This window comes from Tritonibacter scottomollicae, assembly GCF_032924845.1.
Classification (GTDB): Bacteria; Pseudomonadota; Alphaproteobacteria; order Rhodobacterales; family Rhodobacteraceae; genus Epibacterium; species Epibacterium scottomollicae.
Genome location: NZ_CP136704.1, coordinates 883,724 through 900,640, shown reverse-complemented (window position 1 = coordinate 900,640; position 16,917 = coordinate 883,724). Strand labels below are relative to the sequence as shown.

At 60.6% G+C, this 16,917-nt stretch carries 15 protein-coding genes; 7 read left to right on the top strand and 8 right to left on the bottom strand.

The annotated features are described in order from the left end of the window. Nucleotides 1-135 precede the first annotated feature (135 nt). Together aroB and R1T40_RS04810 are read right to left on the bottom strand one after the other, a co-directional pair. Nucleotides 136-1,251: a 3-dehydroquinate synthase gene (gene aroB / locus R1T40_RS04815; RefSeq protein ID WP_317386073.1), complete on the bottom strand. Its 1,116-nt coding sequence runs from the start codon at nt 1,249-1,251 to the stop codon at nt 136-138. Continuing rightward, the gene (locus R1T40_RS04810) at nt 1,251-1,841 is read right to left on the bottom strand and encodes a shikimate kinase (protein ID WP_317386072.1); all 591 of its coding nucleotides are present in this window, start codon (nt 1,839-1,841) and stop codon (nt 1,251-1,253) included. The genes aroB and R1T40_RS04810 overlap by 1 nt, the downstream gene beginning before the upstream one ends. Before the next feature lie 83 nt (nt 1,842-1,924). Between R1T40_RS04810 and R1T40_RS04805 the strand changes: the two genes are divergently transcribed. From R1T40_RS04805 to R1T40_RS04780, 6 genes are all read left to right on the top strand, one after another. After that, entirely contained in the window at nt 1,925-2,074 is a 150-nt protein-coding gene (locus R1T40_RS04805; RefSeq protein WP_165798130.1) for a hypothetical protein, read from the top strand. Further along, nucleotides 2,064-3,593, top strand: a complete 1,530-nt coding sequence (locus R1T40_RS04800; protein WP_317386071.1) for a hypothetical protein — start codon at nt 2,064-2,066, stop codon at nt 3,591-3,593. Before R1T40_RS04805 ends, R1T40_RS04800 begins: the two co-directional genes overlap by 11 nt. Before the next feature lie 6 nt (nt 3,594-3,599). After that, the gene (locus R1T40_RS04795; protein ID WP_317386070.1) at nt 3,600-4,553 is read left to right on the top strand and encodes a tyrosine recombinase; all 954 of its coding nucleotides are present in this window, start codon (nt 3,600-3,602) and stop codon (nt 4,551-4,553) included. Between the two features lie 124 nt (nt 4,554-4,677). Further along, nucleotides 4,678-5,991, top strand: coding sequence for an HlyC/CorC family transporter (locus R1T40_RS04790; protein ID WP_106164004.1), 1,314 nt, complete (start codon nt 4,678-4,680; stop codon nt 5,989-5,991). 263 nt (nt 5,992-6,254) lie between these two features. Then, the gene (locus R1T40_RS04785) at nt 6,255-8,669 is read left to right on the top strand and encodes a GcvT family protein (protein ID WP_317386069.1); all 2,415 of its coding nucleotides are present in this window, start codon (nt 6,255-6,257) and stop codon (nt 8,667-8,669) included. A gap of 234 nt (nt 8,670-8,903) precedes the next feature. Next, nucleotides 8,904-9,509 (top strand): nucleotidyltransferase family protein, encoded by a 606-nt coding sequence (locus R1T40_RS04780; protein ID WP_317386068.1) that lies wholly within the window; start codon nt 8,904-8,906, stop codon nt 9,507-9,509. A gap of 19 nt (nt 9,510-9,528) precedes the next feature. Here the strand turns inward: R1T40_RS04780 and R1T40_RS04775 are convergent, their stop codons facing one another. The 3 genes from R1T40_RS04775 to R1T40_RS04765 form a co-directional block, all read right to left on the bottom strand. Next, nucleotides 9,529-10,206, bottom strand: a complete 678-nt coding sequence (locus tag R1T40_RS04775) for a Hint domain-containing protein (RefSeq protein ID WP_394805017.1) — start codon at nt 10,204-10,206, stop codon at nt 9,529-9,531. Between the two features lie 552 nt (nt 10,207-10,758). Next, entirely contained in the window at nt 10,759-10,941 is a 183-nt protein-coding gene (locus R1T40_RS04770) for a Clp protease/crotonase-like domain-containing protein (RefSeq protein ID WP_317386067.1), read from the bottom strand. A 103-nt stretch (nt 10,942-11,044) separates the two neighbouring features. Continuing rightward, nucleotides 11,045-11,782: an inositol monophosphatase family protein gene (locus tag R1T40_RS04765; RefSeq protein WP_317386066.1), complete on the bottom strand. Its 738-nt coding sequence runs from the start codon at nt 11,780-11,782 to the stop codon at nt 11,045-11,047. A 306-nt stretch (nt 11,783-12,088) separates the two neighbouring features. On the opposite strand from R1T40_RS04765, the gene R1T40_RS04760 reads away from it, so the two are divergent. Continuing rightward, nucleotides 12,089-12,577: a hypothetical protein gene (locus R1T40_RS04760; RefSeq protein WP_317386065.1), complete on the top strand. Its 489-nt coding sequence runs from the start codon at nt 12,089-12,091 to the stop codon at nt 12,575-12,577. A gap of 204 nt (nt 12,578-12,781) precedes the next feature. Here R1T40_RS04760 and R1T40_RS04755 read toward each other — a convergent pair whose 3' ends face one another. The 3 genes from R1T40_RS04755 to R1T40_RS04745 form a co-directional block, all read right to left on the bottom strand. Next, nucleotides 12,782-14,566, bottom strand: a complete 1,785-nt coding sequence (locus R1T40_RS04755) for a TRAP transporter permease (RefSeq protein ID WP_317386064.1) — start codon at nt 14,564-14,566, stop codon at nt 12,782-12,784. A gap of 68 nt (nt 14,567-14,634) precedes the next feature. Next, a complete protein-coding gene (locus tag R1T40_RS04750) occupies nt 14,635-15,588 on the bottom strand; it encodes a TAXI family TRAP transporter solute-binding subunit (protein ID WP_317386945.1) in 954 nt (317 codons plus the stop codon). Between the two features lie 597 nt (nt 15,589-16,185). Then, complete coding sequence (locus R1T40_RS04745) at nt 16,186-16,767, bottom strand: hemerythrin domain-containing protein (protein ID WP_317386063.1); 582 nt, start codon at nt 16,765-16,767, stop codon at nt 16,186-16,188. Between the last annotated feature and the right edge of the window lie 150 nt (nt 16,768-16,917).

Here is a 16,917-nt window from a genome sequence, read left to right as displayed (position 1 = left end):
TCAGCCCTCAGCGCGCAAAGCAAAAACACCCGGAGCGAACCGCTCCGGGTGTTTTGTTGTCATCATTCGGTTGCATGACCGGCGCGCCTCAGCCGCCTTCGCCACAAGAGGAGCTTTGGCCGTCCCCGCTGCGTTTTAGGCGCGCTGACGCAATGCATCCTGCAGCACCGCGAGAACTTTGTCCTCGGGCACATCGGACGTCACAAAGGCGTCGCCAATGCCGCGGGCAAGGATGAACCGCAGCTGACCATCCACGACCTTCTTGTCTTGCCCCATCACCTCAACCAGCTCTTCGGCAGTGGGCAGATCGCCGGGGATATCCGCCAGATCGGTCTTCATACCCATCGCCTTAAGATGCGCACGCACCCGGCTGGGGTCTTCCTGGCTGCACAGTCCCAGACGGGCGGACAGCTCAAACGCCAGCGCGCATCCGATCGCCACACCCTCGCCATGCATCAGCCGATCACTGTAGCCGGTCGCCGCCTCCAGCGCGTGGCAGAACGTGTGACCGAGGTTCAACAGCGCACGGTCCCCCTGCTCGGTCTCATCACGCACCACGATATCGGCCTTCATCTGAACGGATCGCGCCACCGCCTCGACCCGCAGCGCCATGTCACCTTCGGCCATGGCGGGCGCATTGGCCTCCAACCAGTCGAAAAACTCCGCATCGCCCAGCAGGCCGTATTTCACCACCTCGCCATAACCGGCGAGGAAATCGCGCTTGGTCAGCGTGCCGAGGATCGCGGTATCGGCCAGCACCATCGCCGGCTGATGGAACGCACCGATCAGGTTCTTGCCCTGCGGCGCGTTGATGCCGGTCTTGCCACCCACCGAACTGTCCACCTGCGCCAGCAGGGAGGTCGGGATCTGCACAAAACGCACGCCCCGGCGCAACACCGCGGCCGCAAAGCCCGCCAGATCACCGATCACGCCACCGCCAAAGGCGATCACGATGTCACCGCGTTCGACCTTCTTCTCAAGCAGCCACTCCACCGCACGGGAGAATTGCGGCCAGCCTTTGGTGGCCTCGCCCGGCGGCAAGGCCAGCGCCTCCATCTCGATGCCTTCGGCAGCCAACCCGGCGCGCAAAGCCTCAAGATGCAGTGCCGCGACGGTCTCATCGGTCAGCACTGCAACCTTTGGACGTGTCAGCAGGGGCGCCAAACGCTTGCCAACCTCGGCCACCAGATCGGGGCCGATCACCACGTCATAGGCGCGGGTGTCCAAAGGTACGTGAACGATCTTTTCCATCAGTCAAACTCCAGCACATCGGGGCGCGCCTTCAAGGCCTCCAGCACCCGGCTCACCATATTGTCGATCGAGACCTGCCCATCCGAACTCACCGTCAGATCCGCCTGTGCATAGATCGGCACGCGCGCATGATAGAGGTCAGAGAGCGTCTGATACGGGTCCGCCGAGCGCAGCAAGGGCCGCGTGTCGCGCCCCTTCACCCGCTTCCACAGCACATCCAGATCCGCCTGCAAACAGATCGAGACACCGGATTCGGACATGACCCGCCGATTTCGCTCCGCCAGAAAGGCACCGCCGCCGGTGGACAACACGCCGCATTCTTCCTGCAAAAGCCGGGAGATGACCTGATATTCCTTCTCGCGAAAGAACGGTTCACCATCGCGGGCAAAGATTTCCGGGATCGACATGTTGGCGGCAAATTCGATTTCGTGATCACTGTCGAGGAAGGGCACGTCAAGCCGTGCAGCCAGCGCCCGCCCGACCGCGGTCTTTCCGGCTCCCATCATCCCGACCAGCACGATGGTCTTCTTCAACTTTCCCGGCGCGCAACTTTCTGCCGTCGCATCGGTGATTTGGTCTTTTTCGCTCATTCTTCAGTGAATGACGTGATATTGGCAAAAAGGCCATATATAAAACTCTCAAAACAGACAAAGAAGCAGGCACCGGGACACCCATGGCACGTTTGGTAAAATACTTGGCTTTCCTCCTCATTTTGGCGGCAATCGGGCTGGTGGCATACGCCTATGTAGGCCCTTGGTTTGGTGCAGATTTTTCGGCTCCGTCAGAAGAAGTGCGCAAACCCGTGGTGCTCAATGCCGACTAAAACTGCCGCATTGGTCCTTGGCGGTCTTCTGCTGACGACATCTCCGGTTTTGGCACGCGATCCGCTGACCGCAATTGACTGGCTGAAAGCTGCTCCTCCGGTGGCCAATATTCCGCCGACGCTCTTGCAGGAACCCCCGGTCGCGCAAAGCGCGCATGGCCCCGACATCACCGTCACCCCGCTGGAGCGGTTGCTGCCGCCCATTGGGCTGGTGCCGGAATCGCGCACCGGACTTCCGGCAACCCTGTGGCAAGGCAGCCCACCGGAACAGCTGGCGACGCTGATCCGGGAGGTTCCGGTCTCCGACCTGCCCGCGATGCAATCGCTGCTGATGACACTGCTTCTGACCGAAGCGCGCCCGCCCTTTCGCGACGACGACCAGATCCTGCTTGCACGCCTCGACCGGCTGCGTGAGATCGGCGCCACGGACCCGGCTCAGGCGCTGGTGCAGGAGGCAGGTCCGACCGAGAATGCGCAAAGGTTCGACCGTTGGTTCGATGTAACGCTGCTGAACGGCGATGAGGAGCGCAGCTGCGCCGCGCTCACGGCGGATCCCTATCTGATGCAGGACTATGCAGCGCGCATCTTCTGCGCCGCCCGTCGCGGGGACTGGCCCACTGCTGCGCTGATGCTGGAAACGGCCCATGCGCTGGCTTTGCTCGGCAAGACACAGATTGCCTTGCTGGACCGCTTCCTCAATCCGGACCTCTATGAGGGCATGCCGCCGCTGCCGTCGCCTTCCGCCCCGACGCCGCTCGAATTTCGCATGTTCGAGGCGATCGGAGAGCCGATGCCAACACGGTCCCTGCCCCGCGCCTTTGCCAGCGCGGATCTGCGCGACATCGCCGGATGGAAGGCCCAGCTTGAGGCCGCAGAACGCCTGACCCGCAGCCGGGCGATGAACCCGAACCAGTTGCTGGGACTGTTCACCGCGCGTCGTCCGGCCGCCTCTGGCGGTATCTGGGACCGGGTCGCCGCCGTGCAGCGGTTTGACACTGCCCTGTCCACCGGCAGCGCCGACGCGGTGCGAAAGACGCTGCCGGCCTTCTGGGCCGCCGCTCAGGCTGCAGGGCTGGAAATGGCGATGGCCGATCTCTTTGCGCCGCGATTGGCAGGAATCAAACTGGACGGCAAGGCCGCCATGATCGCCTGGCGCCTGCGCCTGCTTTCTGCGGATTATGAAACAGCCGCAGCCACGCCCCCCAATGACAGCCGGCACAGCCGCTTCCTTGCCTCTCTGGCCGAAGGGCAGCCGGCGGCGGAGCTCGCCAACACGTCGCAGGAACAGGCCATCGCCACCGGCTTTGCCCCTGACAGCACGCTGCCCGCGGCACAGAAACTGCTGCTCGACCAGGGCCGTCTTGGCGAGGCCATCCTTGTGACGATGAAAAGCTTCTCGCATGGGGCCGACGGCAATCTGGAGGCTGCGACCCAGTCTCTGGCCGCGTTCCGCCATATGGGGCTTGAGGACACGGCACGCCGTGCCGCGCTCCAACTCCTGCTTCTACCGCGCGGGTGACAACAGATGCGCGCACCAGACGATGACGTCCAATGGATTTCCACTTTCTTGGATGCTCAGGCCGCCGAGTTGGGCGCGGCGCGCAATACGCTGCTCGCCTACGGGCGCGATCTGCGCAATCTGGCGCAATGGATGGCCGGGCAAGGTCTGAATTTCAGCCGAATGCAGCAAGGCGACGTGGAGTCCTACCTGATCTCCTGCGACGCCGAAGGGTTGAGCCGCGCCACCCGCGCCCGGCGCCTCTCTGCGGTCAAGCAGATCTATCGCTTTGCCTTTGAAGAAGGCTGGCGCGAGGACAATCCCGCGTTGCAGATCAAAGGCCCGGGCCGCGCCAAATCCCTGCCCAAGACCCTTGAGATCGCGGAGGTCGACCTGCTTTTGCAAGCGGCCCGTGTGACCGGGCGCACAGAGGCCGACCGGTTGCGCAACACCTGCCTGATGGAGCTGCTCTACGCCACAGGTATGCGGGTGAGTGAGCTGGTCTCGCTGCCGGTGTCGGCCGCGCGCGGCGATCCCAACATGCTGCTGATTCTGGGCAAGGGCGGCAAGGAGCGCATGGTGCCCCTGTCACCACCGGCGCGCGCGGCCCTGGCTGTCTGGCTCAGCACCCGCGACGGGATCGAGGACAAACGCGAAACCAAAGGCCACAAACCCTCTCGTTTCCTGTTCCCCTCGCGGAGTAAGGACGGGCATCTGACGCGGCATCGCTTCTACCTTCTAATCAAGGAATTGGCAGTGGCCGGTGGCGTATCACCTGAAAAAGTGACCCCGCACACCCTGCGCCATGCCTTTGCGACACACCTCTTGGCCAATGGTGCGGATTTGCGTGCGATTCAGGCACTTCTGGGCCATGCGGATATTGCAACGACAGAGATCTACACCCATGTTCTCGATGCCCGACTGGCAGAACTGGTGCATCAACACCATCCGCTCGCACAGAAAGCGTCGGACGCGGACTGACGGGTGCCGAGCCCTCACACCGGCGCTCCCGGCGCAGGCAAAAGCCGGTTTCGACCCCAGACTGCTTGATCCAACGTCGCTTGCACAGCATAACCATCAAAAATGAAGGACCCTCAGGACCCCAATGGACAGCGCAACTTCCGTACTCGACAGCTCATTCTGGATCACCTCCGGCGGCATTGTGCTGCTGCTGATCTTGTCCGGTTTTTTCTCCGGTTCCGAAACTGCACTCACCGCCGCCTCACGCGGCAAGCTGCGCAGTCAGGCTGACAAGGGCGCGCGCGGAGCACAACGCGCGCTGCAGATAACCGAAGACAGCGAGCGACTGATCGGGTCTGTCCTCCTAGGCAACAACCTTGTCAACATCCTGGCGGCCTCTCTGGCGACCGCCCTGTTCACCAAAATCTTCGGTGAGAGTGGCGTCGCGTTGGCAACCATCGTGATGACAATGCTTGTTCTGGTCTTTGCCGAGGTTCTGCCAAAGACCTACGCCATCACAAACTCCGAAAAGGCCGCCGCAGCCGTGGCGCCGGTCATTGGTACCTTGGTGACGATCCTAGCACCGATCGTCGGTGCGGTACGCCTGCTTGTGCGCGGTGTGCTGCGCGTCTTCGGGGTGCAGATCGACCCGGACAGCCACATCATGGCGGTGCGCGAAGAAATCGTCGGTGCGCTGCAGATCGGCCACTCCGAAGGTGTGGTGGAAAAGGAAGACCGCGATCGTATCCTTGGCGCGCTGGATCTCTCCGACCGCCTGGTTGAGGAAATCATGCTACATCGCTCTAAAATCGAAATGATCGATGCGGAGGCCGACCCCGAGGCCATTCTGGAACAATGCCTGACCTCCTCACACACCCGTCTGCCGCTGTTTCGCACCAATCAGGAGAACATCATCGGCGTGGTCCATGCGAAGGATCTGCTGCGCAAGATGTATGCCAAGATCGGCGGTCCGGATGGCGACGCCTCCGCACTGCGTGACTTCAACATCACCGAAGTCAGCAAGCCGCCATATTTCGTGCCAGAGACCACCACGCTTGACGATCAGATGCGCCAATTCCTGCGCATGCGCACTCATTTTGCGCTGGTGGTGGATGAATATGGCTCCCTGCAAGGGCTGATCACCCTCGAAGACATTCTCGAGGAGATCGTCGGCGAGATCACCGATGAATTCGACCCTGCCGAACAGAGCTTCGCCCGCAAAACGGGGGATGGCAATTTCATCGTCGAAGGCGCCACCACTATCCGGGACCTCAATCGGGCCATGGAATGGAACCTGCCCGACGAAGAGGCCAACACCGTTGCAGGCCTTGTGATCCACGAGGCGCAGATGATCCCGACAGTGGGTCAGGTGTTTTCCTTTCATGGCTTCCGTTTCGAAGTCACCGCGCGTGAAGGCAACCGCGTCACGGGTCTGAAAATTCGTCCCCTGAACAGCTGATATCTGTCCGTCATCCAAAACCCGCGAAAGAGGGGTTTCGCTTTGGGCTTTGCCCGAAGCGACCAGCGCGGCGCGCGCCCCTGCGGGGCACGCGCCGCGCTCCGCCCAACCGGAGGGCCAGTCCCGTTGGGGCTGGACAAGCGGGCGGGAGATCACCCGGTTTGCATCCCACCTCCGACATCCCCTGTCGCATTTTGACTGGACTACTGGGCACAAGTGTCCAGAATGATGCCAATCGCGAACCTGACAGGGAGACAGACTTCATGAAAACCACCACCCGTGTGGCCGTCATCGGCGGCGGCGTCGTCGGCTGCTCCGTCCTCTACCACCTGACCAAGCTCGGCTGGTCCGACGTGATGCTGATTGAACGCTCCGAGTTGACCTCCGGTTCCACTTGGCATGCAGCCGGGGGCTTTCACACCCTGAACGGCGACACCAACATGGCCGCCCTTCAGGGCTATACCATCAAGCTCTACAAGGAGCTGGAAGAGATCACCGGCATGTCCTGCGGGCTGCACCATGTCGGCGGCGTCACCCTTGCAGACAACAAGGAACGCCTCGACATGCTGAAGGCGGAGCGCGCCAAACATCGCTTCATGGGACTTGAGACAGAGATCGTAAGTCCCGAAGAAATCAAGAAAATCGCCCCTGTCACCAATGTCGGCGGCATCATCGGCGGGCTCTACGATCCGCTGGATGGCCACCTCGATCCCTCCGGCACCACCCACGCCTACGCCAAGGCCGCACGCATGGGCGGCGCCACCATCGAGACCCATTGCAAGGTGATCGAGACCAACCAGCGCCCCGACGGAAGCTGGGATGTGGTCACCGACAAGGGCACCATTCACGCCGAGCATATCGTCAATGCCGGCGGTCTCTGGGCCCGCGAAGTGGGCGCGATGGCGGGGATCTACTTTCCGCTGCACCCGATGGAGCACCAATACATCGTCACCGACGAGGTGCCGATGATTGCCGAGATTATCGACGGCGGCGGCGAGCATCCGCATGTGATGGACCCGGCGGGCGAAAGCTACTTGCGACAGGAAGGCCGCGGCCTCTGCATCGGGTTTTACGAACAGCCCTGCCGGCCCTGGGCGGTCGATGGCACGCCTTGGGATTTTGGCCACGAACTTCTGCCAGACGACTTTGACAAGATCGAAGAAAGCATTGAATTTGCTTACAAACGTTTCCCAGCCTTGGCCGAGGCCGGTGTCAAATCAGTGATCCACGGCCCCTTCACCTTTGCCCCCGATGGCAACCCGCTGGTGGGCCCCGTGCCCGGCGTGCGTAACTACTGGTCGGCCTGTGCCGTGATGGCGGGATTCTCTCAAGGCGGTGGCGTCGGGCTGATGCTGGCGCAGTGGATGGTCGAGGGCGAATGCGAACGCGACACAGCCGCCATGGATGTCGCCCGCTATGGCAACTGGATCACCCCGGGCTATACCCGCCCGAAGGTGGTCGAGAACTATCAGAAACGCTTCTCCATCGCCTATCCGAACGAGGAGCTTCCCGCCGCACGGCCTTTCCGCACCACGCCGATGTACGACATCTTTGATGGCTTGGGCGCCGTCTGGGGCCACTACTACGGCATGGAGATCCCGAACTACTTTGCCGCCGAAGGAGAAGAGCGATACGAGATCCCCTCCTTCCGGCGCTCCAACGCCTTCGAGGCCACCGCACGCGAAGTGAAGACCGTCCGCGAAGCCGTTGGCATCAATGAGATTCACAACTTTGGCAAATACCGTGTCAAAGGCGCCGGTGCCCGCGCCTGGCTGGATCGCATCATGGCGGGCCGGGTGCCAAAACAGGGTCGGCTCAGCCTGACGCCGATGCTCTCGCCCAAGGGACGCCTGATCGGGGATTTCACCATTTCCTGCCTCGGCGAGGAGGACTTCCAGCTCACCGCATCCTATGGCGCGCAGGCCTATCACATGCGCTGGTTCCTGCAGAACCTGGACGAGGGCGTGACCATCGAAAACGTCTCGGATCAGGTCAACGGCTTCCAGATCGCTGGCCCCCGCGCCAAGGACGTGCTCGCCGCCGTCACCCGCGATGCCGTAGACCTGAAGTTCCTCGATGTGCGCCGCATGACCATTGGCAAGGTGGATTGCGTCGTGCAACGGGTCAGCTACACGGGCGATCTTGGCTATGAAATCTATTGCGACCTGCCGAGCCAGCGATCCCTGTGGGACACGCTCTGGGGCGAGGGCCAAACCCACGGCATGAAACCCTTCGGCATGCGCGCCATGATGTCGCTGCGGCTGGACAAGTTCTTCGGCTCCTGGCTGTCGGAATTCTCGCCCGACTACACGGCGGCGGAAACCGGGTTGGATCGCTTTATCTCCTTCGAGAAACCAGTTGATTTCATTGGACGATCCGCTGCAGAGGCTGAGCGGGACGCTGGTGCCGCACGCAAGCTCTGCGCCTTTGAGGTCGAGGCAGAGGACGCTGATGTGGTGGCCTATGAGCCAATCTGGCTCGACAGCGCCGTGGTGGGGTTCTGCACCTCGGGTGGCTACAGCCACCATGCGCAGAAATCCATCGCGCTGGGGTTTGTCCCCGTTGAGCGCGCAACCGACGGGCTGCAGGTCGAGATCGAGATCCTCGGCCAGAAACAGGCCGCCCGGCTGATCACCGAGCCGCTGTTTGACACCGATGGCGCCCGTATGCGCGGTTGAAACCACAAAACAGGTCAACAGGACTGACCTGTCTCGCCCCCTGTTGCCGGACCACCGCACGCGCTCCCCCGTGGCGCGTGCAACTTTATGGTCACTCTCCCTGCCCCAATGTTTCGCGTGCGAAACAATAGGTCATAAAGGCTGACCAACCCCCTTGGCATCCCGCTTCATCTTTTCCAAAATACCTCCGCCGGAGGCTCCCACCGGCGCCGCTCAGCACAAGGTGCGCGATACATGCCTCACGCTCTCACCATTCTCCTCCTCGCCGCCGGAGCCTCCTCCCGGATGCAGGGTGGTGACAAGCTGCTGGAAACGGTCGCCGGCCAGCCGCTCCTGTCTCATCTGCTGCAGCAGGCGCAGGCGACCGGTTTTGACGTCCGGGTGACGGTCCCTGCCCTAACCCATCCGCGCGCCGCGCTGATTGACCCGGCTCAGTGCATTCCAGTGCCTGACGCGGCCGAGGGCATGGGCGCCTCCATTCGCACAGGGATCAGGGCGCTGCCCGCAATGATCGACGGTGTGATGATTCTGCCTGCTGACATGCCAGAGCTGACAACGGCGGACCTCCGGCAGCTTGCACGCCACTTCACCGGGCCAGACGGACCAATCCTGCGTGCAACGGGTCAGGATAACTCAGGCGCCCCCCGCCCCGGTCACCCGGTGCTGTTCCCGCGTCGTTGCTTCTACGCATTACAAACCCTGAAGGGCGACGAAGGGGCGCGCCGCGCGCTGCTAGGTGAAACCGTGACGGAGATCACGCTGCCCGGGCAACATGCGCTCATTGATCTGGACACGCCGGACGCCTGGTCTACCTGGCGCGCTGGCAGGACACAGACATAACCAGGGGGCATGCCGTAGCTCAGTGCAACAGCATCTTGGCTTCGCGCTTCCTCAGGGTCTTGCGGGCGGAGGGATAGGCCTCTTGACCTTCAGCATGTCGCAGGTCGGGAAACAGCTCGAATATCTCGTTGCGCTGCGCATTGTCCAATCCGCGCAGCGACTGGTCACCGGGCTGAAAACTCTCGGTCCATGCGCCATCCGACAGGACAACTTCATGCTGCGTGAACATGAAATGAATATAGGTCACCGCGGTGGTCTCAACCGCATCAATACCGATCAGGCCCGTCAGGTGCTTTGCGGCGACCAGAACCTCGCGGTCCTCGAAATAAAGCGCGGTCTTGTCGTTGGCCACCAATACCCGGTGGTTTGGACTGACCATCATGTCGCGCTCGGGCAGACCGTTGCCAAGCGCGCCTTGTCGGATCAGGATCGGCTGCAGATAGGAGGCCCGCGCCAGCCCCTCTCGCCCCATCGCGTTGTGGCCAATCCAGCGGATCTGCTGGATGCCGTTGTCGCGGGTGATAACTCGGTCGCCGACTTGCAAATTCTCGACCAATCGCTCTCCACGCGGTGTTGCAATCAACGTGCCAGGGGTAAAGCAGGGCGAGATCCGCGCCTGTTCTCGGTCCCTATCGCGCCAGTTGATCCCGGTGCATGGCGCGGTCTCTGGATCTCGGGTATCTGAATCTCTGGCCATGCCGCGCTCTCCTTCGATCTCGCCGAACACTCGACGATCTATCCCTCGCGACACTGAGATCACCTCCGAGCCGCATCATGGTGGAGGTCAGGGATAACGAGGCCGCCCCCGCACACATAGTCTAAAAGACAGTTAAAATTGCGCATAGACCTCGCACCCAATGGCCAACCGCCCGATAGCGTCCCGCGGAGCAATCTATTGTTTCGACATTTGCGCACGCGCACCCGTGATGCTTGCCCGACAGATCACGTAAATTTGGCTCAAATTCACATCAAACTATCCAAATGCCCGTTTTGACATTGTCGATTGTTTCCACAGGCGAAACCCCGCGACGTAATGGCGGTTTTACGCTGAGGTCGCAGTGCCCATTTGTCTCATCAGCGCATTGTTGGCTCGGAGCGGACAAACATAGGGGGCAACTTGCGTTTGTTTCGCTCTGTCAGCGAACCAGATGTCGAATCATCACGGTATTTTGCACGGTATTGCGAATCACACGTGGTGATGGCGGGGATACAAAGCCGAAACGAGCAACAATAGCCGCCTCTTAGCGCGTCACTTGCCCGTCCACTCCTGCATCTCGTATTTGGCGACAAACGCCCTGATGCCCGCCTCGGCATCCCACGCCATCACTTCCCCGACATAGGATTCGTCCAGTGACATCTGCGCCTGCACATAGAATGCCGCCTTGCCGATCTTGACCGCTGCGGGGGATGTATCGGCAGTCCTGCGCGCCAAGAGGCGCTGCCATCAGCCGAGACCAAAGGCCTGTATCACCTCATTCCGCATACGCGCGCCCGTGGAGACCGTCAGCCGTCCCTCAGAGATCGCCGGAGCGTAGTCACGCCCGTCGACCAGCTGCGCATGGCCGCCGGCCTCCAGCACCGCCAGAACACCGGCGGCGTGATCCCAGCAATTCAGAACTCTCATTCTGCACAAAATCCGCGTTGCCCTGCGCCATCATTCGGTATTCATGGCAGGAGCAAAACAACGAGTTGACCCGCCGCGCGCGGATCATGCCCTGGGCCAAACGGGGTTGCTCGTCCTGCGGGAACACGTAATGCGGCAAGAACCCGGTCGCCTCGGCAAAGGGGCGCTCTGGTGCGACCTGCAATCGCTCTGGCGTGCGGCCTGGCGCTGCGAACCACGCGCCGCCGCCAAGGCTTGCCTGCACCCAGTCATCCATCACCGGATCATAGAGCAACCCGAACACGGTCTGCCCCCGCACCACCACCGACAGGATCACACCAAAGACCGCCAGGCCATTGGCAAAATTCCAGGTGCCATCAATGGGATCGAGGATCACAGCAACTTCGGCGTCCGGCAGCCGTGCCAGCACCGACGCATCCTTGCTGACCGCCTCCTCGCCGATGACCACTGCGCCGGGCAGGATCTCAGCCACGGCGCGGGTCATATGCACTTCGGCGGCCACATCGGCGACGGTAACGAGATCGATGGCGGAGGATTTAGCGGTGATCGCCCCGGCTGAAAGGTTACGAAAGCGAGGCATGATCTCCGCCCGCGCCGCCGCCCGCACCATGGTGATGAGGGCCTCTTCGATATCCTGATCCAGCCGCATGTGCATCCGCTCCCTGTCCGCGTCTCCCGACGGTCTTAGCCGGTTGCGGAGGGAACTTCACGCGAAAGTCGCCACTGGTTTCATGACGTTTTGACGACAGCGCACCAACATGGCCGCGCAGCACAGAAAATCGCGCAGGCGAGAGGCTTCGCTTATCGCCTGCGCGATTTCAGACCTGCTTGATGCGCCGTTGGATGATATCCTGGACCGCTTGGAAGCTGGAAATTCCGCTGGATTCGATCACCGAGAATTGGTTTTGCGCCTCGGGCCTTTGACGCGACGAACACAGAAGCACGAGACATTCTATTGATCTCGACCGAAACGGGATGCCGTCAGTCCGAAGTTCACGACCTCCCTGCCAGTGCCTTTGTGCTCGATCATCCAGTCCGGCACCTGCAACTGGCTTTTGAGCAAGGGGAAAACCGCAGAGAGATCAAGAACAGCGCATCCGTGTGCCTGGTTCCTCTGGTTGGTGTCACACTTGCAGCTGCCAAGCGCCATGCGGATGAATTTCCGCGACATCGAGGCAAAAACAACTATTCAGGCACCATGACCACTTACCTGCGAAGCAATGACCTGCTGTCCTCTGTTCAGCACATGATCGGTGGTGTGCGCCACACCTGGGAAAGTCGGATATTGGATGTGACTAAGCGAATGGACGTCGGCAGAGAAATGATGGGGCATAGCGTCAAGGTGATCCGCGGCTCTCCGGATCATGGCGACGCGATGGACTTGGCTCAGAGGCAGGAGCTTGCTTTAAGTCTCATGATGCCAGTGCCCGATCACTGGGCGTAAGCCATATGTGTGGGGGCATGCATTCCCATCACCGCAAGAAGCGCGTTACAACTGATCGCCATGGCGCGAAGGACCGCTTGGAGCCCAGAACTGCGGCTGCTGCGGCTCGATCAAACGACAGCTTTCAAGAAATTGCCTACTTGCCGTTTCAGCTTTGACTGAACCGAAACCACGAAAGCGTGAAGCCCCGCCAAGGCAATGACTTCAGATATAGATACCAGAGAAGATCACCGCCAACCCGGCACCGACCAGCACCGCTGTCTTGAAAATCTTACGTGCACTAATCAGACCGTAGGATACGAGGGCCAACCCGAAAGCGAGCCGCAGCATTGCTATGATCGCGAGTGCAGGATTTTGAGCCAGTCGGATTATATCAGGGTTAGCGATCATACCCAGAGGTATGAGATAGAGCCCGACGCCAAGAGCCATCGCAGTCAGGGCGACTTTCAACCAATTCTCCCCGATCATGCCAGCAGCGATAAATACCGCACCGCAGACGGGTGGCGTAATCGTCGATAGCAAAGCGAACCAGAAGACGAAAAGATGTGCCTGCAAGGGTTCCAGCCCCAGTTGGATCAGTGCTGGACCCGCAACAGAAACGCAAATGACGTAGGCTGCGGTCGTTGGCACCTCCATCCCAAGCAGGAGGCATGCGAGCGCGGTCAGAAGCAGTGACGGCCAAAGCAGGCCACCCGATCCTTCGAGGATAAGGGAGGTGATCTTGACGCCAAGGCCCGTGATCGCAAGCACACCGATGATGATCGAAGCGCACAGAATTATGGCTGCAATCATTGATACTTGTCTGGCGGCACTCATCACCGCGCTCTGAAACCTCTCGGCAATCTGAGCGGGGCGAAAATCGAAGTCTGCATTGAAGAAGAGCAGCGACGCCCCGGCAACGATTGCAAGTGCTGCAGCATATTGCGGCGTGAACCCAGCCCCGAACATGGCCCAAAGCAGAACCGAGAACGGCACAAGGAAAAACAGCGAGGTGATGACGACGTCGCGCCCAGTTGGTTGGTCTGCCTCGTCCACCCCCTTGAGGTCGAAGCGCGTGGCGTAGGCGTTTATACCGACCCACACGGCGAAAAAGTAAAGCACCGCGGGTAGGACTGCCGCCGCCATGATCGACGTATAGGGCACACCCGTCAGTTCGACCATGACGAAGGCACCCGCGCCCATCAGAGGCGGCATAACTTGTCCACCAGAGGAGGCAACTGCCTCGACTGCGGCGGCAAGGCGCTTGGGGTAGCCGAGTTTGGTCATCGCAGGCAGGGTGATCGCCCCAGTAGAGGCGACATTGGCCGAAGCCGAACCCGAGATCGACCCGAAGAGGGCCGAGGAGATCACGGAGACCTTCGCCCCTCCTCCCTTCAGACGCCCGGCTGCCGCGCCGGCCACGTTCATGAAACCTTGGCCGGCCTCGCCCGCATTAAGAACCGCGCCAAAGATCACGAAGATTGCCACAACGCCAACCGAGACACCGGTGAGCGACCCAAAGATGCCCCCCTCTGCAATCGTCATTGTGCCAAGGAAGCTAGCGATCGGGGTGCCGGAATGGCCGAACTGACCCGGGATGTGTTGACCGAAAAGACCGTAGAGCAACGCTGCTGCGGCAACCAGCGGCAACGGCCAGCCGATCGCACGGCGGGCCGCTTCCAGTGTCACCACCAGTAGCGTGACTGCGATTGCGATTTGCGTATTGCTTTCGAGAAAACCGTATTGATCTCCCAGCCGATCATGGTTGATCGCGATCCATATCGCTGCGGCCATGCCCATAGCGGCCAGCACCGTGCCGCTGATCGTGGCCCAACGACTCTTATTTCCCAGCATAAACACGAAGGGCAGGATGAACGCCATATGCAGCGGGCGGCTGACCAGATTGGGAACGAGCCCCGAGAAGATCAGTGCAAGATGATAGGTCACCAGAGCAGCCGCCAGGACCAGCCAAAGGGCCGCACCAATCCGGCCATTCGAAATATTAGGCATCAACGGTCTCTTAGATTAAAGGAACACAGGTCGGGCGCGATGCCCGTCCTGCAAAAGACGCCCGCGCATTACATATGCGCGTCGCTTAGGTCGATACCTGCTTCCTGGTAATAGCGCACGGCACCGGGATGGATCTTGCTGGTGATGTTGCTCAGCATTGCTGGATTCACACCGTTCCACCAACGCGATGTTTCGCCGAGCTTTGCCTTGTTCTCCCAGTAGGTCTTGGTCAGCGCGTAAGCGGTGTCGTCGTCCATCTTCGTGGTCGTGAAGGCCACAACGGGAAGCGATGTCGTATTGATATCAGCCTCTTGACCGGCGTAGGTACCGGCAGGGATAGTCAGTTTGGTGCGCTTGGTCTCGGCGATTTGCGCGTCGGTCATGGACAGCACCGTAACTGAGCTTGAGGCCGCTGCCTCGATCACATTGGGTGCAGGATAGGAGCCTGCGGTTACAAAGCCGTCGATCTGGCCGTTCTTCAGCGCGGAAACCGCGTTGGAAAGCTCGACGTCCGCGATCTCGACGCTCTCGGCCACGCCGAAGAGCCCGAGATATTTCTCCCCCTCTCTGGCTCCGAAGGAACCTTTGCCAAGCAGGATCGTCTGATCGTCCAGATCAGCAATGTCGGTCACACCGCTCCCGGCAGACATAACGAAATGCATGGTCAGCGACGGGATCGGGAAAAGTGCGCGAATGTCTTCGAAGGCGGGATCGCCCTTGCCCTCGAACATCGCCTTGCCACCTTGGGCAAGGCCGACGAGCGCGGGCGGGGTGGTAAAGACATAGTCACCGCCGCGTGCGCGCACCTCCATCACGTTCTGGACAGAACCCTGGCTTTCCTCAATGGTTACAGAGATGTCGCCAGCAGCCTTCATGGCTTCGGCCAGTTCGACGCCCATCTGGTAATAGGACGAGCCGGTTTTCGCCGACTTGTAGGTCACGCGGGTCTCGGCCGACGCGGTAGTGATGGCGACAGATGTAAGAACGATTGCCGCAACCGCTGTTTTCAGTATCGTTTTCATCTGGTTTCCTCCCAAAAATATTTCGCTGATCAATTAAGCCCAAATTCTTCACACACACAACCTGCCTGACAACTGCGCCAACGAGCATGTTGAAACGCTGATTTCCTAAAACCGGGCATTGGCGACACCGCGGCGAACAGCAGCAAAGTCCTTCACCGCCAACCTTTTACCTTTCGAAAATGCTGCGCCTTGGACGAATTGCCGGTTTGGCGAAGCTGCACTGCAGCGCCGGTCACCTAGGCGAGTGACTGCGAAGGGCCTGAACCGCAGAAAGCTCCTCAGCAAGACTGAGTTATCTTGCCGAGACTTGATCCCGGCCACCCCACTGGCCTGCATTGTTAGCTTCTGCTTCGTGATCAAAGGTCCGAGAAGCGCAGCAAGCTGCTGCTGCAAAGTTGCGAACCGTGTTTGCCCTTCGAAACCTGAGCGTCCCGTTGATGCCTTTCATCGCTGGCACCCAGCGCTGCGGTGCGGCCCGTCATTGCTACCCTACATACTGCATGAGGCATTTTTGACCGTTGAGCGGCTGCAGCGCGGATGAACCCGCTCCGAAACTGCATTTACTTCAGACGATGCACAGCTGTTCCGGATCCGGATTCAAATCGACCCGAGGTAATATCCGATGGCCTCAGCCAATTCCGTCTCCTCATAGCCAAAATGGGAGCGTATGACCTCCTCAAGTTTTCGGTACGTGGTGGCGGCATGAACGAAGTTCGCCTCTTTCGGATCTTCCATTAGCGCGTCCGCAGCGCGACCGAGACGGATGATCAACTCGTGGACCACCTCGTGCTCTGACAGCAGCTTGGCGACGACCTCTCGAAACATCCCTCCACCAGCCGCCTCGATCCGAGGGAACATATCGGAACCTTCAATGTCGTGGTGGAACTTGAGCACTTGGCACTCGCGTCCGCAAAGGTTTCCGAAGGCCCGTAAATTCTCCGCCATATCGAGTGAAAGTACGATCTGCCTCAGGTTCTCGGGCGGAGCGTCTCCCGCTTCAATCCGCGCCAACACCGCTCCAATTTGGGCCATCTCCATCAGATAGTGACGGTGGATGGCCGCCAGCTGTCGACCTTGGCGGCGGTGCATGTCTGTTGCTGCCGGAACCTTCGGCGCTTTGGGCCGCGAGGACTCGTCAATTGTGAGGTCATCCAGCGAATGTGTTGAGAGGTCATTCATGCTTGGTATGAAAACCTCTGCTTTCCCCAAGTCAAGAGCGTCGACCTTGCGAATTAGGCGACCGCCTTCCCGATGCAAGATACATCGGCCCATTGCTGCCGTCTAAGTATCACTTGCTGGATAACCGCCTTTCGGCGGGCGCACAGTGTC